Annotated in this window: 19 protein-coding genes; 10 read left to right on the top strand and 9 right to left on the bottom strand. The window is 64.2% G+C overall.

What is annotated here, in order from left to right; genetic code table 11:
- Positions 1-56 precede the first annotated feature (56 nt).
- Positions 57-866 (bottom strand): DNRLRE domain-containing protein, encoded by an 810-nt coding sequence (locus tag CAP2UW1_RS26060; RefSeq protein WP_015766217.1) that lies wholly within the window; start codon positions 864-866, stop codon positions 57-59.
- A 330-nt stretch (positions 867-1,196) separates the two neighbouring features.
- Between CAP2UW1_RS26060 and kdpF the strand changes: the two genes are divergently transcribed.
- The 6 genes from kdpF to kdpD all read left to right on the top strand — a co-directional run bounded on the left by kdpF (position 1,197) and on the right by kdpD (position 9,505).
- A complete protein-coding gene (gene kdpF / locus CAP2UW1_RS08445) occupies positions 1,197-1,289 on the top strand; it encodes a K(+)-transporting ATPase subunit F (protein WP_015766215.1) in 93 nt (30 codons plus the stop codon).
- Positions 1,286-3,097, top strand: coding sequence for a potassium-transporting ATPase subunit KdpA (kdpA, locus tag CAP2UW1_RS08440; RefSeq protein WP_015766214.1), 1,812 nt, complete (start codon positions 1,286-1,288; stop codon positions 3,095-3,097). Before kdpF ends, kdpA begins: the two co-directional genes overlap by 4 nt.
- A 16-nt stretch (positions 3,098-3,113) precedes the next feature.
- A complete protein-coding gene (gene kdpB / locus CAP2UW1_RS08435) occupies positions 3,114-5,180 on the top strand; it encodes a potassium-transporting ATPase subunit KdpB (RefSeq protein WP_015766213.1) in 2,067 nt (688 codons plus the stop codon).
- Between the two features lie 10 nt (positions 5,181-5,190).
- Positions 5,191-5,766, top strand: coding sequence for a potassium-transporting ATPase subunit KdpC (kdpC, locus tag CAP2UW1_RS08430; protein ID WP_015766212.1), 576 nt, complete (start codon positions 5,191-5,193; stop codon positions 5,764-5,766).
- Positions 5,767-5,849: 83 nt separating this feature from the next.
- Positions 5,850-6,815, top strand: a complete 966-nt coding sequence (gene corA / locus CAP2UW1_RS08425) for a magnesium/cobalt transporter CorA (RefSeq protein WP_015766211.1) — start codon at positions 5,850-5,852, stop codon at positions 6,813-6,815.
- Complete coding sequence (kdpD, locus tag CAP2UW1_RS08420) at positions 6,812-9,505, top strand: two-component system sensor histidine kinase KdpD (protein WP_015766210.1); 2,694 nt, start codon at positions 6,812-6,814, stop codon at positions 9,503-9,505. The genes corA and kdpD overlap by 4 nt, the downstream gene beginning before the upstream one ends.
- On the opposite strand, the gene CAP2UW1_RS08415 is transcribed toward kdpD, so the two are convergent.
- Genes CAP2UW1_RS08415 through CAP2UW1_RS08405 form a run of 3 tightly spaced genes read right to left on the bottom strand, consistent with a single transcriptional unit; the run spans position 9,498 to position 13,611 of the window.
- The gene (locus CAP2UW1_RS08415; protein ID WP_015766209.1) at positions 9,498-11,372 is read right to left on the bottom strand and encodes a potassium transporter Kup; all 1,875 of its coding nucleotides are present in this window, start codon (positions 11,370-11,372) and stop codon (positions 9,498-9,500) included. The genes kdpD and CAP2UW1_RS08415 overlap by 8 nt on opposite strands.
- A gap of 23 nt (positions 11,373-11,395) precedes the next feature.
- Positions 11,396-12,085, bottom strand: coding sequence for a response regulator (locus CAP2UW1_RS08410; protein ID WP_015766208.1), 690 nt, complete (start codon positions 12,083-12,085; stop codon positions 11,396-11,398).
- Complete coding sequence (locus CAP2UW1_RS08405) at positions 12,082-13,611, bottom strand: DUF4118 domain-containing protein (RefSeq protein WP_015766207.1); 1,530 nt, start codon at positions 13,609-13,611, stop codon at positions 12,082-12,084. The genes CAP2UW1_RS08410 and CAP2UW1_RS08405 overlap by 4 nt, the downstream gene beginning before the upstream one ends.
- Before the next feature lie 363 nt (positions 13,612-13,974).
- Between CAP2UW1_RS08405 and kdpE the strand changes: the two genes are divergently transcribed.
- Both kdpE and CAP2UW1_RS08395 read left to right on the top strand, forming a co-directional pair.
- Positions 13,975-14,682 carry a two-component system response regulator KdpE gene (gene kdpE, locus CAP2UW1_RS08400; RefSeq protein WP_015766206.1) on the top strand — a complete coding sequence of 236 codons (708 nt, stop codon included), beginning with the start codon at positions 13,975-13,977 and terminating at the stop codon, positions 14,680-14,682.
- Between the two features lie 188 nt (positions 14,683-14,870).
- On the top strand, positions 14,871-15,371 hold the full coding sequence (locus tag CAP2UW1_RS08395; protein WP_015766204.1) for a hypothetical protein: 501 nt from the start codon (positions 14,871-14,873) through the stop codon (positions 15,369-15,371).
- A 135-nt stretch (positions 15,372-15,506) separates the two neighbouring features.
- On the opposite strand, the gene CAP2UW1_RS08390 is transcribed toward CAP2UW1_RS08395, so the two are convergent.
- The 5 genes from CAP2UW1_RS08390 to petA form a co-directional block, all read right to left on the bottom strand.
- On the bottom strand, positions 15,507-16,343 hold the full coding sequence (locus CAP2UW1_RS08390; protein WP_015766203.1) for a PA4780 family RIO1-like protein kinase: 837 nt from the start codon (positions 16,341-16,343) through the stop codon (positions 15,507-15,509).
- A gap of 87 nt (positions 16,344-16,430) precedes the next feature.
- Positions 16,431-16,676, bottom strand: a complete 246-nt coding sequence (locus CAP2UW1_RS08385; protein WP_199931606.1) for a hypothetical protein — start codon at positions 16,674-16,676, stop codon at positions 16,431-16,433.
- Between the two features lie 98 nt (positions 16,677-16,774).
- Entirely contained in the window at positions 16,775-17,710 is a 936-nt protein-coding gene (locus CAP2UW1_RS08380; protein ID WP_015766201.1) for an MBL fold metallo-hydrolase, read from the bottom strand.
- A 44-nt stretch (positions 17,711-17,754) separates the two neighbouring features.
- Positions 17,755-18,153 (bottom strand): NifB/NifX family molybdenum-iron cluster-binding protein, encoded by a 399-nt coding sequence (locus CAP2UW1_RS08375; protein ID WP_015766200.1) that lies wholly within the window; start codon positions 18,151-18,153, stop codon positions 17,755-17,757.
- 144 nt (positions 18,154-18,297) lie between these two features.
- A complete protein-coding gene (gene petA / locus CAP2UW1_RS08370; RefSeq protein WP_015766199.1) occupies positions 18,298-18,918 on the bottom strand; it encodes a ubiquinol-cytochrome c reductase iron-sulfur subunit in 621 nt (206 codons plus the stop codon).
- A 268-nt stretch (positions 18,919-19,186) separates the two neighbouring features.
- Between petA and CAP2UW1_RS08365 the strand changes: the two genes are divergently transcribed.
- Both CAP2UW1_RS08365 and CAP2UW1_RS25485 read left to right on the top strand, forming a co-directional pair.
- Positions 19,187-20,548 carry a sigma-54 interaction domain-containing protein gene (locus CAP2UW1_RS08365; protein WP_015766198.1) on the top strand — a complete coding sequence of 454 codons (1,362 nt, stop codon included), beginning with the start codon at positions 19,187-19,189 and terminating at the stop codon, positions 20,546-20,548.
- 48 nt (positions 20,549-20,596) lie between these two features.
- Positions 20,597-21,064 (top strand): TIR domain-containing protein, encoded by a 468-nt coding sequence (locus tag CAP2UW1_RS25485; RefSeq protein WP_199931680.1) that lies wholly within the window; start codon positions 20,597-20,599, stop codon positions 21,062-21,064.
- The last annotated feature ends 56 nt before the right edge of the window (positions 21,065-21,120 follow it).

Raw genomic sequence — 21,120 nt, 5'->3', positions numbered from 1 at the left:
ACCGACTGCGCCACAGCCTGCCCCATAGCCCGGCAGCGTCGCCGGGCCACGCCGCCTCAGGCCGCTGGCCGCCGCCGTGAAACCCAGCCGACCAGACCGAGGCTACCCAACAGAAGCGCCGGGGTCGACGGTTCCGGCACTGCCGTGATTTCGAGGAACGGACGCAACGCCGCGTCCGCTGCTGCCGAAGACGCGTACAGCGAGGCAATCGGCCGACCCGAGGCCGCGGTGATGATGTCGGGCTGCAGCAGTTCGATGCCGAAGTTCGTGCCTGGGTCGGAGAGCCAGTCCCTGACCAGCGCGGTAACGTCGAACGACACCCACTGGTTCACGCCGTCCTGCATCGCCGACGTGAACGGTCCGGCCACCGCCGGCTGCGTCTCCCAGGTCACCGTCGTCTCGCTCCACGCCTCGGTGACGCGGTGCAACTCGGTGGTGACCGGCTGGGCCGCCGTTGGATTGTCGAAAGGCGGCAGGCCGGGCAAGGCAAAGAGGTTGATCGTCGCTTTGCCGACCTGGCCGGGCGTAAAGGCCAGCGAGCCGAGATCGAAGCGCAAGAGCGAGCGCGTGTCGTGTGCGCGCGTCTCGCCCAGGGCACCGATCAGCGGCTCGGTATTGCTGCTGCCGAGAAAATTGCCGAAGGCAACGGCAGGTGCCGGCACCAGCGCACCGAGCGTCTGGCTGTCGAGATTGGTGACGCGCGCGGCGGTAGCAATACGGAAAGCGCCGGGAACACCGAATTCATAGACAAAGACATCCTCGCTCGCCGCCTCGTCGGGTTGCAGGATGGTCGCGCCGTGTGCGGCGCCCGCCAGTGTAGCCGCCAGGACGAGCGGCAGCAGTCGCGAAGGAACAGTATGGGTCATGGGATACCTCCAGTGGTTGGGTTTGCGGCAGGCGCACACCGCGCGCCCCTGCCCCTTCCCGAATACGCTCGAAGTCCAGGCGTGGATGCAGGTGGCCGGGCACGGGTCGAGGTCGGGCGATGGTCCTCAGCGCGCGATCTTTATCGCTTCTTTACAGACGACACCCTGCCTTTTCGACTGTCTTGACATGCCGCTGCCTATCATTCCTCTTGTCACAACCCCTGATTGAAGGAACGCAATGGACGTCGTCTATCTTGCCGCGCTGGCCGCCCTGTTCGGCCTTGTCGTGGCATTCGCCAAGGGCTGCGCGCGGTTGACAGGAGGCCGCGCATGAGCCTGCTCACCATTCTCGCTGGCCTCGCCGCTGCTGGCCTGCTGGTCTACCTGATCGCGGCCCTGCTTTTTCCGGAGGACTTTTCATGAACAACCATGCCTGGTTGTTGCTCGGTCTTTTCATGGCCGCATTGCTGCTCCTGGTCCGGCCGCTGGGAATCTATATCGCCAGGGTGATGATGATGGAGAATCACGCGACCCTGGTCAGCCGCTTCGAAGTAGCGGTGTTCCGGGCGTGCGGCTTTCAGCGCGATGAAGACATGGGCTGGCTGAAATACGCGTTGGCCCTGCTCTTGTTCAACGCCCTCGGCCTCCTCGCTGTCTATTCCCTGCAGCGCCTGCAACTCTGGCTGCCATTGAATCCGCAGGGCATGGTCAATGTCAGCCCCGATTCGGCCTTCAATACGGCGGTGAGCTTCGTCACCAACACCAACTGGCAGGGCTATGGCGGCGAATCGACGATGGGCTACCTGGTCCAGATGCTGGGCCTGACGGTGCAGAACTTCCTTTCCGCCGCCACCGGCATCGCCGTCGCCATTGCGCTGATTCGCGGCTTTGCGCGGCATTCGAATGCTGGCATCGGCAATGCCTGGGCGGACCTGTTTCGCGCCACGACCTGGATTCTGCTGCCGCTGTCGCTGGTTTTCGCGCTGTTTCTGGCCAGCCAGGGCGTGATCCAGAACCTCGACGCCTACCAGGAGTTGACGACGCTGGAGGTCACCAAATACGACAATCCCAGGCTCGACACCGACGGCCAGCCGCTCAAAGACGACAAGGGCAACGCCGTCACCGAGCCCGCCACGACACCCACGCAGACCTTGCCGATGGGTCCGGTTGCCTCGCAGGAGGCGATCAAGATGCTCGGCACCAACGGTGGTGGCTTCTTCAACGCCAACTCGTCTCATCCCTTTGAAAATCCGACGCCGCTGGTGAACTTCCTGCAGATGTTGTCTATTTTCCTGATTCCCGGCGCGCTGTGCATTGCCTTCGGCTGCATCGTCGGCGACGAACGCCAGGGCTGGACGTTGCTTGCCGCGATGGCGCTCCTCTTCGTCACCTTCGCGATCGCTGCCATCGGCTTCGAGCAAGAGGGCAATCCGCTGCTCGCGCAAGTCGGGGTCGGCGAGACGACGAGCGTGAGCACCACGGCATTGACCGACGGCAACATGGAAGGTAAGGAGACGCGCTTCGGCATCGCCGATTCGGCGCTTTTCGCGACGATCACGACGGCAGCCTCCTGCGGTGCGGTCAATTCGATGCACGACTCGTTCACGCCGCTCGGCGGCGCCGTGCCACTGGTGATGATACAACTCGGCGAAGTGGTATTCGGCGGTGTCGGTTCCGGCCTCTACGGCATGCTGATCTTCGCCGTGCTGGCGGTATTCATCGCCGGCCTGATGATCGGACGGACGCCGGAATACCTCGGCAAGAAGATCGAGTCGCACGAGATGAAGATGACGTCCATCGCCATCCTCGCCACGCCCTTGCTGGTCCTCGTCGGCACCGCCATTGCCGTGATGACCGAGGCCGGCCGCGCCGGTATCGCCAACCCGGGTGCACACGGCTTTGCCGAAATCCTCTACGCCTTGTCGTCGGCCGCCAACAACAACGGCAGCGCCTTCGCCGGGCTGTCGGTCAACACGCCTTTCTACAATGGACTACTGGCGACGGCGATGTGGTTCGGCCGTTTCGCCGTGATCGTGCCGGTGCTGGCGATGGCCGGGTCGCTGGCCGCCAAGAAGCGGATCTTCGTGACCGCCGGGACGCTGCCGACGCACGGCCCGCTGTTCGTGACGCTGCTGATCGGTGTGGTGTTGCTGGTTGGTCTGCTCAACTATGTGCCGGCGCTGGCGCTCGGCCCGCTGATCGAGCATCTGGTGCTGTGGTCCGCCCATTGATTCGCTGGAGAATTTCATGACACGCAAGACGTTTTCCCTGTTCGACCCGGCGTTGCTCAAGCCGGCCATCGGCGACTCGTTTCGCAAGCTGGACCCACGCGTGCAGTGGCGCAATCCGGTGATGTTCGTCGTCTTCATCGGCTCGATCCTGACGACACTGGCGGCGGTCCCAGCCCTGAGCGGTCCGGGTCAGGAGTCGACCGCGTTCATCCTCGGCGTCGCGATGTGGCTGTGGTTTACCGTGCTCTTCGCGAACTTCGCCGAGGCCCTGGCCGAAGGGCGCAGCAAGGCTCAGGCGGCGTCCTTGCGCGGTCTGAAGAAGGAAACCTGGGCAAAGCGGCTGCAGGCGCCGCGCGCGGACGCCGAATGGCAAACTGTCGCCGCTGACGAGTTGCGCGTCGGCAACGTCGTGCTGGTCAGTGTCGGCGAAACCATCCCCGCCGACGGCGAGGTGATCGAAGGCGTTGCTTCTGTCGACGAATCGGCGATCACCGGCGAATCGGCGCCGGTGATCCGCGAATCGGGCGGCGACTTCTCGGCGGTGACCGGCGGCACGCGCGTGCTCTCCGACTGGCTGGTGGTGCGTGTCACCGTCAATCCCGGCGAGACTTTCGTCGACCGCATGATCACCATGGTCGAGACGGCGAAGCGGCAGAAGACGCCGAACGAAATCGCGTTGACGATCCTGCTGGCGGCGTTGACTGTCGTCTTCCTCGGCGTCACCGCGACGCTGCTGCCGTTCTCCCAGTTCAGCGTGACGGTGGCCGGGTCGGGCTCGCCGGTCAGCATCACCGTTCTCATCGCGCTGCTGGTGTGTCTGATTCCGACGACCATTGCCGGACTGCTTTCCGCTGTCGGCGTCGCCGGCATGAGTCGCATGATGCAGGCCAACGTGATTGCCACCTCAGGCCGCGCGGTCGAAGCCGCCGGTGACGTGGACGTGCTGCTGCTCGACAAGACCGGCACGATCACGCTCGGCAATCGTCAGGCCGCCGCCTTTCTGCCCGCCGAGGGCGTCAGCGAGGCCGAACTCGCCGACGCCGCGCAACTGGCATCGCTCGCCGACGAAACGCCTGAAGGACGCAGCATCGTCGTCCTCGCCAAGCAGCGCTTCAACCTGCGCGAGCGCGACGTGCACGCGCTCGCAGCGCAGTTCGTGCATTTCTCGGCGCAGACCCGGATGAGCGGCGTCGATGTGCATGGCCGGCAGATTCGCAAGGGGGCGACCGACGCCATCCGCCAGCATGTCGAGGCCATCGGCGGCGCCATGCCAGCGTCGGTGCTGACAGCGGTCGAGGCGGCGGCGCGACGCGGCAGCACGCCGCTGGTCGTTGCCGACGGCACGCGCGTGCTCGGCGTCGTCGAATTGAAGGACGTCGTCAAGGGCGGTATCAAGGAACGCTTCGGCGAACTGCGGCAGATGGGAATCAAGACGGTGATGATCACCGGCGACAACCGTCTGACCGCGGCGGCGATCGCCGCCGAGGCGGGCGTCGATGATTTTCTTGCCGAGGCGACGCCGGAGGCCAAGCTGGCGCTGATCCGCCAGTACCAGGCCGAGGGCCGCCTGGTGGCGATGACCGGCGACGGCACCAATGACGCCCCGGCACTGGCCCAGGCCGACGTCGCCGTGGCCATGAACACCGGCACGCAGGCCGCCAAGGAAGCCGGCAACATGGTCGACCTCGACTCGAATCCGACCAAGCTGATCGAAGTCGTCGAGACCGGCAAGCAGATGCTGATGACCCGCGGCGCGCTGACCACCTTCAGCGTCGCCAACGACGTCGCCAAGTATTTCGCGATCGTTCCGGCCGCCTTCGTCAGCACCTACCCGGCGCTCTCGGCACTCAACGTGATGGGACTGGCCAGCCCAGCCTCGGCGATTCTCTCGGCGGTCATATTCAATGCCCTTATCATCATCGCATTGATTCCCCTGGCCTTGAAGGGGATACGCTACCACGCCGTCGGTGCCGCCAGCCTGCTGCGTCGCAACCTGGCGATCTACGGCCTCGGTGGTCTGGTCGCCCCCTTTATCGGTATCAAACTGATCGACATGGCGCTGGCCGCCGCCGGTCTTGCCTGAGGAGGTATCAATGAAAACGCTGCTGCGTCCCGCCATTTCTCTGTTCGTGTTGCTGTCGCTCGTTACCGGCGTCCTGTATCCGTTCCTGGTCACCGGCGTGGCCCGGATCGCCTTTCCTGCTGCCGCGGGCGGCAGCCTGATCATCAAGGACGGCCAACCGATCGGCTCTGCACTGATCGGCCAGAACTTCAGCGATCCGAAGTACTTCTGGGGCCGCCCTTCCGCAACAGCACCCCAACCCTATAACGCTGCCGCATCCTCGGGCTCGAACCAGGGACCCTTGAACCCGGCCCTCGCCGATGCCGTCAAGGGTCGGGTCGAAGCGCTGCACGCCGCCGACCCAGGGAACCAGCGACCCATACCGATAGATCTGGTCACGGCTTCGGCCAGCGGTCTCGATCCGCACATCAGCCCGGCCGCCGCCGATTACCAGGCGGAGCGCGTTGCGCGCGCCCGCCATCTCGAGACGAAGGCCGTGCGGCAACTCGTTGCCGCGAATACGGAGGGCCGCGACCTCGGCGTCTTCGGCGAAGCGCGGGTGCACGTCCTCAGACTCAACCTCGCCCTCGACGCGCTGGCGCCGTGAACACCGGGGGCCGCGCAGGAGTGCGTGTCGGCACCGGGAAAAGCGCGGAAAATGCCGGCATCCCACCTGACGGAGCTTCTCCGATGCTGATCAATTGCGTTGCCTACCGCGAAGGCAAGAAGCTTGCCGATATCGACACCGATGAAATCAGCGACTACCTGCAGCATCCGGACTGCTTCGTCTGGGTCGCCCTGCGCGATGCCACCCCGGCAGAACTCGACAAAATGCGTATCGAGTTCAACCTGCACGCGCTCGCCATCGAAGACGCGAACCACGGTCACCAGCGGCCGAAGCTCGAAGAGTATGGCGACAGCCTGTTCGCCGTGATTCACCTCCTCGAAATGGAGCATGGCGAGATCACCATCGGCGAGGTGGATATTTTCGTCGGCAGCAATTTTATTCTCTCGGTGCGCAACCGCAGCGGCCAGCATCTGCTGGGTGTGCGCGAACGCTGCGAACGCGAGCCCGAGGTTCTCAAGCAAGGGTCGGGTTTCGTCCTCTACGCCTTGATGGATGCCGTCGTCGACCGCTATTTTCCGATCGTCGATAGCATGGAATCTGAGCTCGAAGGTATCGAGGAGCGCATCTTCGAGCGCGGCGCGGCACGCCTCAACATCGAGCGCCTCTACGACCTGAAACGCCGCGTAACCATCGTCAAGCACGCGGTGGCGCCGCTGATGGAGGCTGTCAGCAAGCTTGCCAGCGGTCGCGTACCACCGGTTTCGGCCAGTAGCCGCCACTATTTCCGCGACGTCTATGACCACCTGACGCGCATCAACGCGCACCTCGATGTCCTACGCGACACCATCGGCACCGCCATCCAGGTCAGTCTTTCATCGGTGGCCATCGAACAGAACGATGTCGCCAAGCGCCTAGCCGCCTGGGCCGGGATCTTTGCCATCGCGACCGCCTTTGCCGGTATCTGGGGGATGAACTTCAAGGTGATGCCTGAATTGCAATGGGAATACGGTTACCCAATGGCGTTGACCATGATCGCTGGCGCCATGGGGTTTCTCTTCTTCCGCTTTCGGCGCCTGGGCTGGCTATGACCGAACGACCCGACCCCGATCGACTCCTCGCACGCGTCCAGGAGGAAGAGGCCAAAGCTGCGCGCGGCAAGCTGAAGATCTTCTTCGGCGCCTCTGCCGGCGTCGGCAAGACGTACGCGATGCTCGGTGCCGCTCGTCAGCAGAAAGAGCTGGGGACGGACGTGGTCATCGGTGTCGTCGAGACGCATGGCCGCAAGGAAACCGAGGCCCTGCTCGCGGGCCTCGAACGGCTGCCATTGCGCGACATCGCTCATCGCGACAGGATGCTCAAGGAGTTCGATCTCGACGGCGCACTGGCGCGCCGTCCGGCGCTGATCCTGATGGACGAACTGGCCCATTCCAACGTCGCCGGGTCGCGGCATCCGAAACGCTGGCAGGACGTGCATGAGTTGCTCGTTGCCGGCATCGACGTCTACAGCACGGTCAATGTGCAGCATCTGGAAACGCTCAACGATGTCGTCAGCGGCATCGCCGGCATTCGCGTCTGGGAGACGGTACCCGACCGTGTCTTCGACGCCGCCGACGAAGTGGTGCTGGTCGATCTACCGCCCGACGAACTGCTGCAGCGCTTGAAAGAGGGCAAGGTCTACCTGCCGCAACAGGCGGAACGGGCGATCCGCAATTTCTTCCGCAAGGGCAACCTGATCGCCCTGCGCGAGTTGGCCTTGCGCCGCACTGCCGACCGGGTCGACGACGAGATGCTGGCCTACCGCCGCGAAACCTCGATCAATACGGTATGGCAAACGCGCGATGCACTGTTGGTATGCATTGGACCAGGCACCGGCGGCGAGCGACTGGTGCGCACCGCGGCGCGTCTGGCGGGCCGACTCGAGGCCCCCTGGCATGCCGTTCACGTCGACACGCACACCGCTGGGCCGGAGCCCGAATTGCAGCGGCAGCGCATCGTGCGCGCGCTCGATCTTGCCAGTTCGCTTGGCGCTGAAACGGCGACGCTTTCGGCTGACGACGCTGTCGCGACGGTTGTCGATTATGCGCGCGAACACAACCTGTCACGGGTGCTCGTCGGCCGCGACCATCCACGCCGTTGGCAACCATGGTACCGCTCGATGGTCGAGCGCGTTGGTCATGCCGCACCCGACCTGGACGTGGTCCAGGTGGCGCGCAACGACGACGCACGGACCGCCGTGCCATCGCCGACGGCTCCACCGACACCGGGCGAGTGGCTGGCCTATTTCAAGGCCACGGCAATCTGTGCCGTGGCAACTGCTCTGGCAGCGCCGCTGGCAGGCGCGATCGAACTCACCAACATCGCCATGCTGTTCCTGCTTGCCGTACTCATCGTGGCCATGCGTCTTGGACGCGGCCCAGCAGTGCTCAGCGCCTTTCTGGCGGTTGCCGCCTTCGACTTCTTCTTCGTGCCGCCGCGCTTTTCCTTCGCCGTCAGCGATGCGCAATATCTGATGACCTTTGGCGTGATGCTCATCGTGGCGCTGATCACCGGCCAGCTCACCGCGCGCTACAAGCAGCACGCCGAGGTGGCGACACAGCGCGAGGCGCGCGCGCGCGGGCTCTACGAAATGGCCCGAGATCTGTCGGCGGCTTTGCTGCCGGTGCAGATCGCCGAGGCTTGCGACCGCTTTCTGGTGGTCGAATTCGGTGCCCGGGCAGCGCTCTTGCTGACCGATACCAGGGATCACCTGCAAGCGGCGATACTTGCTGCCAAAGCCGCCGCCGGCGAGACGCCGGTCGTAGACGAAGGTGTGGCCCGCTGGGCCTTCGATCACGGCGAGGCGGCTGGGCTGTCCACCGATACCTTGCCGGGTAGCCCGCTCCTCTACCTGCCGCTCAAGGCCCCAATGCGTACGCGCGGCGTGCTCGCCATTGCACCCCGCGACCCGCTGCGCGTGCAGGGGCCGGAGGCGCGCCGGCAACTCGAGACCTTTGCCAGCCTGGTGGCGATCGCCGTCGAGCGCATGCACTATGTCGACGTCGCGCAAACCACGCTGGTGCAGATGGAGTCGGAGAGTCTGCGCAATTCCCTGCTGTCGGCGATCTCGCACGATCTGCGGACGCCCTTGAGCGTGCTGGTGGGCCTGGCCGAGTCGATCCGGCTGACGCAGCCGCCACCCACCGATGCCCAGGCCACGATTGCCGCAACGCTGAAGGAAGAAGCGCTACGCATGAGCACCAAAGTCAACAGTCTGCTCGACATGGCGCGTCTGCAGGCCGGCAAGGTCCAACTCAAGCGCCAGTGGCAGCCGCTCGAGGAAGTCGTCGGCAGCGCGCTGATGGCCACCGACGTGTCGCTTGCCGCCCATTCCGTGCATACCGCCCTGCCCGATGATCTGCCGCTGCTCGAAATCGACGGCGTACTGATCGAACGTGTGCTCTGTAATCTCCTCGACAACGCTGCCAAGTACACGCCGGCCGGCACGCCGGTCAGTATTGGTGCAGCGGCGCGTGAAAATGAGGTTGAGGTGTGGGTGGACGACAGTGGGCCAGGCTTGCCACGAGGGCGCGAGGAGAGCATTTTCGAGAAGTTCGAGCGCGGCGCACGGGAGAGCACGACCTCCGGCGTTGGCCTTGGTCTGGCGATCTGCCGCGCCATCGTCGAGGCGCACGGCGGCCGGATTCATGCCGAGAACCGCCCCCGCGGCGGCGCACGTTTCATCTTTTCGCTGCCGCGTGGCGTACCGCCGACGGTTGTCGAAGAAGGGGGAGCTACATGACGACCTGCGTACCCAGCTCGACCACGCGATTGGCCGGCAAACCGAAGAAGTTGGCGGCGCTGCCACCGTTGCGGAACATCCACACAAAGAGCTTGCCGCGCCAGCGACACATGTCGGTATTCAGTCGCGGAAGCAGGGTTTCCCGACCGAGGAAGAAAGAGGTATCCATCGGGTCGAAATCGAGCCCGTAGGCGGCACACTCTTCCAGCGCGTTCGGCAGGTTGGGTTGCTCCATGAAGCCGTAGAAAACCTTCACCTGCCAGAGGTCACTGGTCATGTGCACGACCTCGACCCGGCTGGCGTCCGCACGCCGGGGAACGTCGAGGATATGGACGGAGACCAGCACGATGCGCTCGTGCAACACCTTGTAGTGCTTCAGGCTGTGCAGTAGGGAGTGCGGCACATTGTCGGGATTGGAGGTGAGGAATATCGCTGTCCCGGGTACCCGTCGCGCCCCGCCAATCGCTTGCATGAAGCTTCCCGTATCCATCGCATCCATGGCCAGATGTGCGCTGAGCAGGTCGCGGCCGCGCTTCCAGGTGGATAGCAGCACATAGACGGCGAGGCCGAAGAGCAGCGGGAACCAGCCGCCGCCAGCGATCTTCACCGAGTTGGCGGAGAAATAGGCCAGATCGATGATTGCGAAAGGCAGCGCACCGAGAAACGCGCGCCAGACGGGCCAGCCCCAGACGTATCGCGCGACGACGAAGGCCAGCAGATCGGTGATGAACATCGTTCCCGTGACGGCGATGCCGTACGCCGCCGCCAGGTTCGACGAACTGCCAAAGCCGAGCACCAGTACAATGACCGCTGCCAGCAGGCTCCAGTTGATGCCCGCCAGGTAGATTTGCCCCATCTGCTGATCCGACGTGTGGCTGATCTCCATGCGCGGGGTAAAACCGAGCTGAATCGCCTGCTGCGTAATCGAGAAAGCGCCGGAAATCACAGCCTGCGACGCGATCACGGTTGCCACCGTGGACAGCACGACCATCGGATAGAGCAGCCAGTCGGGCGCCAGCAGATAGAACGGATTGGTGATGGCTTGCGGGTCGCGCAACAGCAGCGCTCCCTGCCCGAAATAGTTGATGACCAGCGCCGGCAACACGAGGCCAAACCAGGCCAACTGGATCGGTTTGTGTCCGAAGTGCCCCATGTCAGCGTACAGCGCTTCGCCACCGGTCAGCACAAGCACGGCGGCGCCGAGTGCAAAGAAGCCGAGAATCGGGTTGTCGTCGAAGAAACGCACGGCGTGCCAAGGCCCCAGCGCGCTCAGCACCTGCGGCTCGTGGGCGATGCTGAATAAGCCCAGCGCGCCCAGCGTCAGGAACCAGAGCACCATGATCGGCCCGAAAAACCTGCCCACTGCAGCCGTGCCGTGACGCTGCACCGCGAACAGCAGCACCAGGATGATCAACGAGATTGGCAGCACGTACGGCTTGAAGGCCGGAGTCGCCACTTCGAGGCCCTCGACCGCCGAGAGAACGGAAATCGCCGGCGTGATCACCCCGTCACCGTAGAACAGCGCCGCTCCGAACAGACCGAGAATCATGATCAGGCGGCGCTGCCACGAGCCTTCCGCGATCGGTCGCAGGGCCAGCGCCATCAAGGACATGATGCCGCCTTCGCCCTTGTTGTCGGCGCGCATGATGAACAGCACGTACTTCAGGCTGACCACGATCATCAGCGACCAGAAAATCAACGAGAGAATGCCGAAGACATTGTCAGGCGTGATCGGCACCGGGTGGTGTTCACCGCCGAAGACTTCCTTGATCGCGTACAGAGGACTGGTGCCGATGTCGCCATAGACTACGCCAAGGGCAGCCAGCGACAGGCCGGCCAGACGGCTCTCGCCGGTGTTTTCAGACATGTGCTTACCTCTTGCTTCAGGATTCAGGATTGAAAGCGATAGCCGACGCCGGTCTCGGTCAGAAGGTGCTGCGGCTGCGTCGGGTCCATCTCGAGCTTCTGGCGTAGGCGGCCAACGTAGATGCGCAGGTAGTGGCCCTGCTCGCTGTGCCCGGGTCCCCACACCTCCCGGATGAGGTAGCGATGGGTCAGTACCTTGCCGCTGTTGGCGAGCATCACCGCCAGGAGGCGATACTCGATTTGCGTCAGGTGAATCTCGACGCCCCCCCGGCTGACGATGCGCCGGGACAGATCCACCTCGACGTCGCCGAACCGATGTAGGGGACTGGCCTCGCCGGCTTGCCAGTGGCGTCTCAGCAAGGCCCGCAAGCGCGCCAGCAACTCACCGACACCAAAGGGTTTGCAGAGATAGTCGTCGGCACCCGTGTCAAGGGCGGCGATCTTGTCGCGCTCGGCCGAGCGGGCCGAAAGAATGAGGATCGGCACTGCCGACCAGCTACGCATGTCGCGGATGAATTCGATACCGTTCATGTCGGGCAGACCCAGGTCGAGGATCACCAGATCCGCCTTGCCACGGGCAAGTTCGTCCAGCCCCTGGCGCGCCGTGGCCGCCTCGATCGAAGCGCAGCCCTCGCGGCGCAGGGCATCACACACGAAGCGGCGGATTTGCGGCTCGTCCTCGACGACGATGACGCGCGCGGTCGTCTCGTTCATGACGTGCCCTCCTCGTCCATGGCGGGGGGCGTGCCGAGAGGAAGGGTGAAACGCACACAGGCGCCGCCGGGACGGTTCTCGGCGACGATCGTACCGCCGTGCGCCTCGACGATGGCCTTGCAGATCGCCAGCCCCAGGCCGGTACCGGCGACGGCCGGCTCGCGCTCGCCCCTGGCAAACAGGTCGAAAACCTGGTCGATGCGATCCACGGGAAAACCGCGGCCGTCGTTACCGACGGCGATTTCCAGCGCCTCTCCGCGCGTGCGCGCCAGCACCTCGATGCGCGCCCCCGGCGGGGAATACTTGGCCGCGTTCTCCAGCAGGTTGCACAGGACGCGCTCCAGCAACACGGCATCGAAGTCCACCAGCGGCAGATCGCGCGGCACCTGAATGTCGAGCTTGCGGCTGGCGAGAAGACCCGCCAGCAGGCGCGTGCTGGAGCCGACGATCTCCTCGAAGGGCTGCCACTCCTTGTTCAGCGTGATGCTGCCGGCCTGCAGGCGAGCCATTTCGAGCAGGTTGGACATCAGGTGATGCATGGCATGCGCCTGGTCGCGGATGATCGCGGCCGTCTCGATGGCGCCTTCGTCGAGCGCCGGCTGCCTGTGCACCAGGGTATCGGCGAGCCCGACGAGACTCGTCAGCGGTGTCCGCAAATCGTGCGACAAGGAGGACAGGATCGATGTGCGCAGCCGCTCCGCGGAGACCTGCAGTTCGCTGTCCTGCGCGGCATCGGCGTAATGCAGCCGCTCGAGCGTGATCGCCAGCAGCGATGCCACCGCTTCCAGCAAGGGCCGCAGTGCACGCACCCGGTCGACGTCGTCCGACCGGGGTACCAGAGCCAGCACCCCGAGGACACGGGTCGGTACGACGAGGGGCAGAAAGACGATGGCTACGCCCATGCCGGCCAGGGGATCGGTCTCGACGATGGTGCCGCGTTCGTAGGCCGAACGCGCGAAGCCGTACTCCAGATCATTCAGGCGGTGGCTACCGTATTCATGGAACTCATGGAACGCGACTCCCTTGCCCGAAGCCTCGGCGACCAGCAGCGTCACATCCAGCTCAACAGCGCCCAGGAAATGCCGTGTAATGTCGGCGACCTGATCAGCCGTCAAAGCGCCACCCAGATCGCGTGCCAACTGGTAAAGGACGCGCGTCTCCTGTTCTCGCGACTGGGCCTCGGCGGTCCGCTCCGAAAGCAATGCCGCAAGATGCGACGAGATCAGGCCGACGGCAAGCATGACCGCGAAAGTCACCAGATACTGCCCGTCGGCGACGTCGAATGACAGATGTGGCGGCACGAAAAAGAAGTCGAAGAGGGCCACCCCGAGGAAGGCCGCCATGACCGATGGGCCCCGCCCAAGCCACACCGCCGCGACGAAAACCGTCAGCAGAAAGATCATCACGATGTTGGCGAGATCGAGCAGGCCACGCAGCGGAAGCGTGCCCAGCGTGGTCAGGGTACAAAGCGCGGCGGCCACCAGATACGGGGCGCGGCGCCAGCGGGAGGGGAGTCCAGTTTTCACGGCGGCAAGCGGAGTCAGAACGCGATGCCGTCAGTGTCCGGAATGCGACGTAAAAATGGTGTAAACACTTGCCGACGGCGGCGATACCGCACAGGGCATCCTTGCCAGGATCGGCGAGAACGACACGCGCAAGTGCCTGAGCTGTTCAGTGCGGGGTGGCTTCTTGTTACTATCCGTCTGGCTTGAGCCGCCTGTCCAGGGCGGAGCCGACCGCCGTCGCGGGGCAATGCCAGCGAGGCGGAGACGTCTCGCCGGCCCGGGTCGGCAAGCAGCGCGCCTGCACCACTTCCCTCAACGCGAGCGTCGTGACATGAACAACCTGGAAGACCAGCAAGCGAAAACCGGCGCCGGGCAGCGCGCGCCATGACGGAGCCGACGACCGGCATCGTCGTCGTCGAGGACGAAGCCAATATCCGCCGTTTCATCAAGCTGGCGCTCGAAAGCGAGGGGTTTCAGGTCTTCGAGGCCGACAGCGTCAAGCGCGGCCTGATCGAGGCCGGCACCCGCCGCGCGGATCTGGTGGTGCTCGATCTCGGCCTGCCCGATGGTGACGGCATCGACTTCATCCGTGATCTGAGAGCCTGGTCGGAGATCCCCGTGCTCGTACTCTCGGCGCGCACGACCGAGATCGACAAGGTGGCCGCGCTCGATGCCGGTGCCGACGATTACCTGACCAAGCCTTTTGGTGCTGCCGAGTTGCTCGCCCGCGTACGCGCGCACCTGCGCCGCCGCAGCCGTAGCGCCGGCGGCACGGCGCTCGCCGAGTTCGGGTCGATTCGCGTCGACCTGGCGCGGCGTACGGTCGAGCGCGACGGAGCGCCCCTCCACCTGACGCCGATCGAGTATCGGCTCCTCAGCTATCTGATCGCCAATCCCGATTGCGTGCTGACCCACCGCCAGCTACTGAAGAACGTCTGGGGCCCCGGACACGTCGAAGACAGCCACTACGTCCGCGTCTATATGGGCAATCTGCGCAAGAAGATCGAGGACGATCCCGCGCGACCGAAGCACCTTCGCACCGAGGCGGGTGTCGGCTACCGATTTGTCGGCGCCTTGCCGAGCAAGTCATGAGCGACGGCTGGTGGCAGTGAGCGGCGCCGGCACCGCAGGATGCGCCAACGATCCACCGTCTCTGTGCAGGCCGGAGGTCGATTCGTGGTGATGCAAAGCGAGCCAGCCAACCCGGCGCTGCAGGCACCCGGCCACCTGCAGACGCGCCCGTCGCTGGCGCGGCGACCTATCATGTCGGAGCCTTGAGCGTGCCCTTTACTCCTTTCCACATGGGACCTGGCTTGCTGTTGAAGGCGCTTCTTCAGGGAAGCTTTTCACTGATGGTCTTTGCCTGGGCGCAAATCATCATGGATATCCAGCCGCTGGTCGTCATGATCACCGGCGAAGGGCATTTGCATGGTTTTTCGCATACCTATGTCGGCGCAACGCTGATTGGTATCGGGTCAGCGCTGACGGGAAAATACGCGGCCGAGTTGGGCCTCCGCCTGCTGGGCCGGTCTCGTGACTCGCCAATCAGTTGGCCCGTCGCAATCGTTAGTGCCGTCATTGGTTCGTACAGTCACGTGCTGCTCGACAGCGTGATGCATACCGATATCGAGCCGTTCGCACCCTTTATCCTGGACAACCGGGTGCTTGGCTTGGTGTCCGTTGCGGCGCTCCACGAGTTCTGTGTCTACAGCGGTCTCGTTGGGATAAGCCTCTACTTCGCGATCTCGCATTGGCTTGACGGGCGCAAGCACAGGAAGTGAAGCTCGGCGCAAGCTCGCCCGGAATGGTCCGCTGTCGTGCCGGGAGCACACCGGCAGAGCCTGTCGGCGGCGCGCCGTTTACCTGCAGGCAGCGCCGTGCTGCCACAGCGGCAGCGGCGTGCATCGACGCCCGGACTATTCGCACATGCGCCGGATGGCATTCTCCTCGATGGCCAGCTTGACCTGGAGGAGAACGGCGTCGACGTCGGCGAGCCCCTCGTCGAGTACGACTTGACCGGTCAGGGCCAGTTCCGGCGACAGCAGGCCGCTTTCGTAATGCGCCCAGATTTCCTTGCCGTACTGGGTGTCCTTGAGGGTCGGCGCGAAGGCGCTGAAGTAGGTGCGCAGATTGAGCACATCACGCTCGAACATTTCGGCGGCGTCGCTGTTGCCCGCCGCATCGACGGCCTGCGGCAGGTCGATGATGACCGGCCCGCCTTCGCCAACGAGGATGTTGTATTCGGAGAGATCACCGTGAATGACGCCGGCGCACAGCATGCGCACCACCTGATTCATGAGCAGGGCGTGATACGCCAGCGCCAGTTCCTCGCTGAGTTCGACATCGTTCAGGCGCGGCGCCGCATGGCCGTCGGCATCGAGCACCAGATCCATCAGCAACACGCCGGCGAAGCAGAGGTGCGGCTGCGGCACCCGCACGCCAGCGGCGGCCAGCCGATACAGGGCATCGACCTCGGCACTCTGCCAGACCTCTTCCTGCATCCGGCGCCCATAGCGGCTGCCTTTCTCCATGGCGCGCGCCTGCCGGCTGTTCTTGACCTTGCGGCCTTCCTGATAGGAGGCGTTCTTGCGGAAGCTGCGTTGATTGGCATCCTTGTACACCTTGGCGCAGCGAATCGCCTCGCCGCAGCGAACGACATAGACGGTGGCCTCCTTGCCGCTCATCAATTGGCCAATCACCTCATCGACGAGGCCTTCTTCGACGAGTGCGGTGAGTCTGTGCGGGGTTTTCATGGTGGCCTTGAGTGGGGGGCTGACTGGGGGCTTCCGTCACGCACCGCGCGCCGGCGCGTAGTGCGTAGTGCGTAGTGCGTAGATCGTCTAGCGTAGCGCAAGCCGAGGCTTTTCGCGCGAACTGTCGAGATCGAGCCCCATGACGTTGCCCGACGGCGGCGCGCGATCGAGTTCATCCAGCAGAAAGCCGTGCTCCTCGTCTGGGACAGTTCCGAGAATCGGCACGCCTACCGGTCCGTGCCTGGGCGCGGCAGCGGCCAGATCGGCCGCGTACACCCGTTCAGCGGATGCCGGCGGGCGAAAGCACCGCTCAGCGCCGGTCCCGCGCCCCATGACCACTACCGGTGGCCCGGCACTTGCGTCCGGCCGCTCGGTATCCCCGCGCCGCAGGGTCACCGGCGACGCGGACTTCTACGGCTCGATGCGCATTGCTACCCCAGTTCCAGCGCGTCGCCGTTGCCCAGGAACAATTCCGTCTGGGAGCCGTGCCGGGCCGTCCCGCGCAGGACGGGCAAGCCGCTCGCCAGCATCTTCTCGACAGCCGTGCGGCCGGTGCAATGATTGCACGCCAATTTGGTGATCCCATAGTCCCCCAGGGCCTTGACGATCTGGTCCCGGCCCGAGTCCCAGTCTTCCAGGGGAGAAAGGTGCAGTCCACCGTAGATCGCGTGGATACGCTCGCCACCCGTGAAGCTCCGGCGGGCATAGTCGAGCAGGTTCAGCACGCCGCCGTGACCGCAGCCAGTGATCATGGCCAAGCCCTGATTCTCCAGGTTGGCGTAGAGGACGTTTTCTCCCTGGACCTGCAACAGCGTGCGCATCGGGAAGCTGACCACAGCCAGACCGGGAAACAGCAGCAGCGGCTGCCCGCTGGCAACGGTAATCACACTTCCCGTATGACCCTGCTCGCGAATGAAGGCCAGGCCTGTCGGATGGAAGCCCTCGGGAAGGTAAATCGGCATGGCGGGACAGTGTCTGAGCGTCGAGCCGATCCCCCAGAAGTGGTCGAAGTGCTCGTGACTGACGATCAAAGCCTCGATCCGGCCCTCCTGCAGCAGGCGGTCTATGCCCTCCTCCGCGAAGCGGCGATCCATCCAGTCGGGGTTCCAGCCGGTGTCGAACAGCAGGCGGCGCACCTTGCCATCGGTCGTCTCGGCCTCCAGGAGCGCCGAGAAACCGGCAGCGTTGTCCGCGTGCAGGGGGCCGAACGGCGGCCACGGGATAGCGTACTGGTCGGTCTCGGCACCGCCGGCGGCCCGAATGTCGTCAAACACGGTAGCGGTGTCGAACCAGCCAGTTTCGGAGATGCACAGAATGCGCAAACGCTTGAGGGCGCCGATGTCGAGTGTGGGAGCAATGCTGGTCATGGTGCTTACCTCGCAAATGGGCAGCCGCTGAGCCTGCCTTCGCTTCAGCGGCAATCGCGCTCGCTGGGCGCCAATGACGGCGCAAAGCGGTGCTCGTGGCTATGATGGCTGCGGTCAACGGGCAACCGGTCGAGGTTGTTGGCGAGCAGGGCCACCACGGCGACATCGGGGTCTTGTTCCAGGGTAATGACAGGAAGAATGCCGCTCTGCATCAGGCGATCGTAAAGACCGGGGCCGATGCCACCGGCAATCAGGACGTTGATTCCGGCCAGCGGCTCGGCCAGGTGCTGATGACTGGCGTGCAAGACCTCGTCCATCGAAACCTCGACCAAGCGCTTGCCGACGACCAAGCCCTTCTCGACTTCGTAGATCCAGAACTTGCGGCATTTCCCGGCGTGCGCGGTGATGGTCTTGCGGTTCTGGCTGGTCACTGCGATCTGCATGATGTTTCCTTCTGGTGTCGATCACAAGAGAAGTGCGGGCGTGCCCGCTGCGAAGGAGGCGACGCGGCGCATGACGGCGACCCCAAGGCCGCCGGCTGCGCCTGTGAATCTGTCGAGTCACTTCCGCCGATCTTTTTGCACGGATCAGGCCTGCCCGCGCTGGTCGCTACCGATAATCAGGCGGCTGTCCGTCAGGTAGGTATGAGGGGGAACTTCCAGATTGATCGGCGCCGGCTTGTCCTTGAAGACGCGGCCGGCAAAATCGAAGGTCGATCCATGGCAGGGGCAGAGAAAACCACCGGCCCAGTCGGCACCCAGAGCCTTGTCCCCGGAATCGAAAGCCTTGGCGGGTGAGCAACCGAGATGCGTGCAGATGCCGACCGCAACGAGATACTCCGGCTTTCGTGAGCGATGTTCGTTGGTCGCGTAGTCTGGTTGCTGCGCGACTTCCGATCCCGGATCGACCAGATTCGGCTCGGCCTTCTTCAGGGCCTCCAGCATTGCCGGTGTTCGGTGCAGAATCCATACCGGCTTGCCCCGCCATTCAACGACGATCATTTCGCCCGGGGCGATTTTGTCGATGTCGACTTCCACCGGTGCGCCGGCTGCCTTTGCTCGCTCGGACGGCAGCAGGCTACTGACGAAAGGCACAATGGCAGTCAGTGTCATCGCGCCGCCGAGTCCGACGGTAGCCAGCAACCATCGCCGGCGTGCCGGACTGTCGCTGACCAGAAATGATTCGCCCTGGCACGTACATAGACTCATGATGATTTCCTCGTTGGGATGGGTTCGTTGTCGCGCAAACAGGCGGCGTGGGCTCTTGCCTTGCAGACTCCGCCGAGCGAAGCAAGCGTCCGCAAACCCCGACCGGGCGGGTTCATGAATTGGCTTCGATCAGCCATATCAGCATTTACTTATCAAGACTCGTGCCAGCTTTTCCCGGAAACAGAAAATTACCCATAAACAATGCGTTGGTGTCGTCTATGGGGACGTGCTGCTGTCGTCTTTGACTATCAACTGCCGATATGGCAGCATGCGGCAGTCAATTTGGCAGAGCTGGTGGCAGCGCGTGGCGGTCAATCACAAGTCCCTGGCAGAGCTGGTCTCGTTCCTGGAGACGCTTCCCGAACCGCACATCCTGTGTGACCGCGACTATCGGATACTGGCCGCGAACGAGGCCTATCGGGCCAACTGGGTCGATCAGGTCGAGGTCGTTGGCCGCAAGTGCTTCGAGGTTTCGCATCGATACACGGTGCCCTGCGACCAGGCGGGCGAGTCGTGTCCGCTACAGCGCAGTCTGCAATCCGGCCGGCGCGAGCGCGTGTTGCATCTCCATTACACGGCACACGGCGAGAGCTTCGAAAACATCGAGCTGTCACCGATACGCGATGCCCGCGGCGCAATCGTTCTTTACATCGAGAAGCTCGAAGCTCTGCCCGGAGCGCAAAGTCGTGCGCACGCCCAGGGTCTGATCGGTCGTTCGCCAGCCTTTCTCGGGATGATGGAACTGGTCGCCCGGGTAGCGCCGTCGGAAGCTTCCGTGTTGCTTCAGGGTGAATCGGGCACTGGCAAGGAACTCGTCGCCAATGCCATCCATCAACTCAGCCCGCGCGCCCGGCAGCCATTCGTTGCGGTCGATTGCTCCGGACTGCCGGAGACACTGTTCGAAAGCGCCTTGTTTGGCCACGAGCGCGGTGCCTTCACCGGTGCTACGACTCGCACGACCGGCCTGATCGAGGCCGCGTCCGGTGGCACATTGTTTCTCGACGAACTGGGCGACATCCCGCTTTCCATCCAGGTCAAACTCTTGCGCCTGCTGGAAACCGGAACCTATCGCCGAGTGGGTTCGCCAGAATTGCGCAAGGCGGAGGTGCGAACGATCTCCGCCACCCATCGCCCGCTGACGGAAATGGTGGCCAAAGGCCTCTTCCGGCAGGACCTGTTCTACCGCCTCAACATCTTCCCGATCCACCTGCCGCCACTGCGGCAACGCGGTGACGATGTCCTGCTGCTGGCCGAAAGCTTGCTCGCCCGCATCGCTGGCGGGCGTTCCCGTCGGCGCCTGTCGGCGGAGGCTGCCGACTGGCTGAGCCGCTATCCCTACCCCGGCAATGTGCGCGAGTTACGCAACATTCTCGAACGTGCCTGCCTGCTTTGCGATGGCGATGAGATCCGTCTGCCGCACTTGCCACTGGAACTGGCGGCGGAAACGCTCACCCTTCAGGGCATGCCGGAGCAGTACCAGGCGGCGAAGCCCGCTTCCCGCGAACGCGAGACGGTTTCGTTCGTGGAACAGGTACGGAGCTTCCGCGGCAACCGCAAGGCGCTGGCCAGGCACCTCGGCCTGTCGGAACGGACGCTCTACCGTCGACTGAAATGCCTGCCGAAGGCATGAGCACGCCGTCGTGCAGGGGCGCAGCGCTCTCGTCGCCTCACCGACGCGCTGGCTGGACCATGGCCCGGCGGCGCGCACGCTGAAGCTCGCCGACTGATTCTGCAGTTCTACCAGAGTGGCACCGACGACCCGCTGCTGCCGGCCGACCTCGCCAACCAGCTGTCGCTGCGCCAGTTCGATCTCTTCATCAGTCACAACCACCACGACTCGGCGCGGGTCGAAGCGCTGGTCTGCACGCTCAACGAAAAGCACGACCTGCGCGTCTGGCTCAAGAAACAGGAGCGTGGCCCTGCCAAGCTCGAACCACAGTGCGCGGCCGACATCTGCAACTGCCGCTTCGCCGTCGTCGCCGGCTTGCAGGCCGCGCTGAACTCCCAATGGGTGGACGGAGAAAAAAAATGCACCTCGAACTCAATCCCGACGCCAACCGCCTGCTGCCCCTCAAGTTCGAGCCGCTCCACCGTAAGCGTTCAGCGCACCCACCTCTGGGTGGGCATGATCACGCTGCTCTCTTGACCCACGTTGTTTGCGAGCCAAGAGGATTTCGAGTGGCACTACAAGCCCGTAGTTGG

Source organism: Candidatus Accumulibacter phosphatis, from assembly GCF_000024165.1.
GTDB lineage: Bacteria > Pseudomonadota > Gammaproteobacteria > Burkholderiales > Rhodocyclaceae > Accumulibacter > Accumulibacter phosphatis.
This window is presented reverse-complemented; position numbering and strand designations above follow the sequence as displayed.

Excerpts from the sequence above, each read along its gene's own strand:
- corA (WP_015766211.1), top strand. The coding sequence starts at position 5,850 with ATGCTGATCAATTGCGTTGCCTACCGCGAAGGCAAGAAGCTTGCCGAT.
- kdpF (WP_015766215.1), top strand. The coding sequence starts at position 1,197 with ATGAGCCTGCTCACCATTCTCGCTGGCCTCGCCGCTGCTGGCCTGCTG.
- CAP2UW1_RS08365 (WP_015766198.1), top strand. The coding sequence starts at position 19,187 with ATGCGGCAGTCAATTTGGCAGAGCTGGTGGCAGCGCGTGGCGGTCAAT.
- kdpB (WP_015766213.1), top strand. The coding sequence starts at position 3,114 with ATGACACGCAAGACGTTTTCCCTGTTCGACCCGGCGTTGCTCAAGCCG.
- kdpE (WP_015766206.1), top strand. The coding sequence starts at position 13,975 with ATGACGGAGCCGACGACCGGCATCGTCGTCGTCGAGGACGAAGCCAAT.
- CAP2UW1_RS08390 (WP_015766203.1), bottom strand. The coding sequence starts at position 16,343 with ATGAAAACCCCGCACAGACTCACCGCACTCGTCGAAGAAGGCCTCGTC.
- CAP2UW1_RS08380 (WP_015766201.1), bottom strand. The coding sequence starts at position 17,710 with ATGACCAGCATTGCTCCCACACTCGACATCGGCGCCCTCAAGCGTTTG.
- kdpA (WP_015766214.1), top strand. The coding sequence starts at position 1,286 with ATGAACAACCATGCCTGGTTGTTGCTCGGTCTTTTCATGGCCGCATTG.
- petA (WP_015766199.1), bottom strand. The coding sequence starts at position 18,918 with ATGAGTCTATGTACGTGCCAGGGCGAATCATTTCTGGTCAGCGACAGT.
- CAP2UW1_RS08385 (WP_199931606.1), bottom strand. The coding sequence starts at position 16,676 with ATGGGGCGCGGGACCGGCGCTGAGCGGTGCTTTCGCCCGCCGGCATCC.
- kdpC (WP_015766212.1), top strand. The coding sequence starts at position 5,191 with ATGAAAACGCTGCTGCGTCCCGCCATTTCTCTGTTCGTGTTGCTGTCG.
- CAP2UW1_RS26060 (WP_015766217.1), bottom strand. The coding sequence starts at position 866 with ATGACCCATACTGTTCCTTCGCGACTGCTGCCGCTCGTCCTGGCGGCT.
- kdpD (WP_015766210.1), top strand. The coding sequence starts at position 6,812 with ATGACCGAACGACCCGACCCCGATCGACTCCTCGCACGCGTCCAGGAG.
- CAP2UW1_RS08410 (WP_015766208.1), bottom strand. The coding sequence starts at position 12,085 with ATGAACGAGACGACCGCGCGCGTCATCGTCGTCGAGGACGAGCCGCAA.
- CAP2UW1_RS08415 (WP_015766209.1), bottom strand. The coding sequence starts at position 11,372 with ATGTCTGAAAACACCGGCGAGAGCCGTCTGGCCGGCCTGTCGCTGGCT.
- CAP2UW1_RS08375 (WP_015766200.1), bottom strand. The coding sequence starts at position 18,153 with ATGCAGATCGCAGTGACCAGCCAGAACCGCAAGACCATCACCGCGCAC.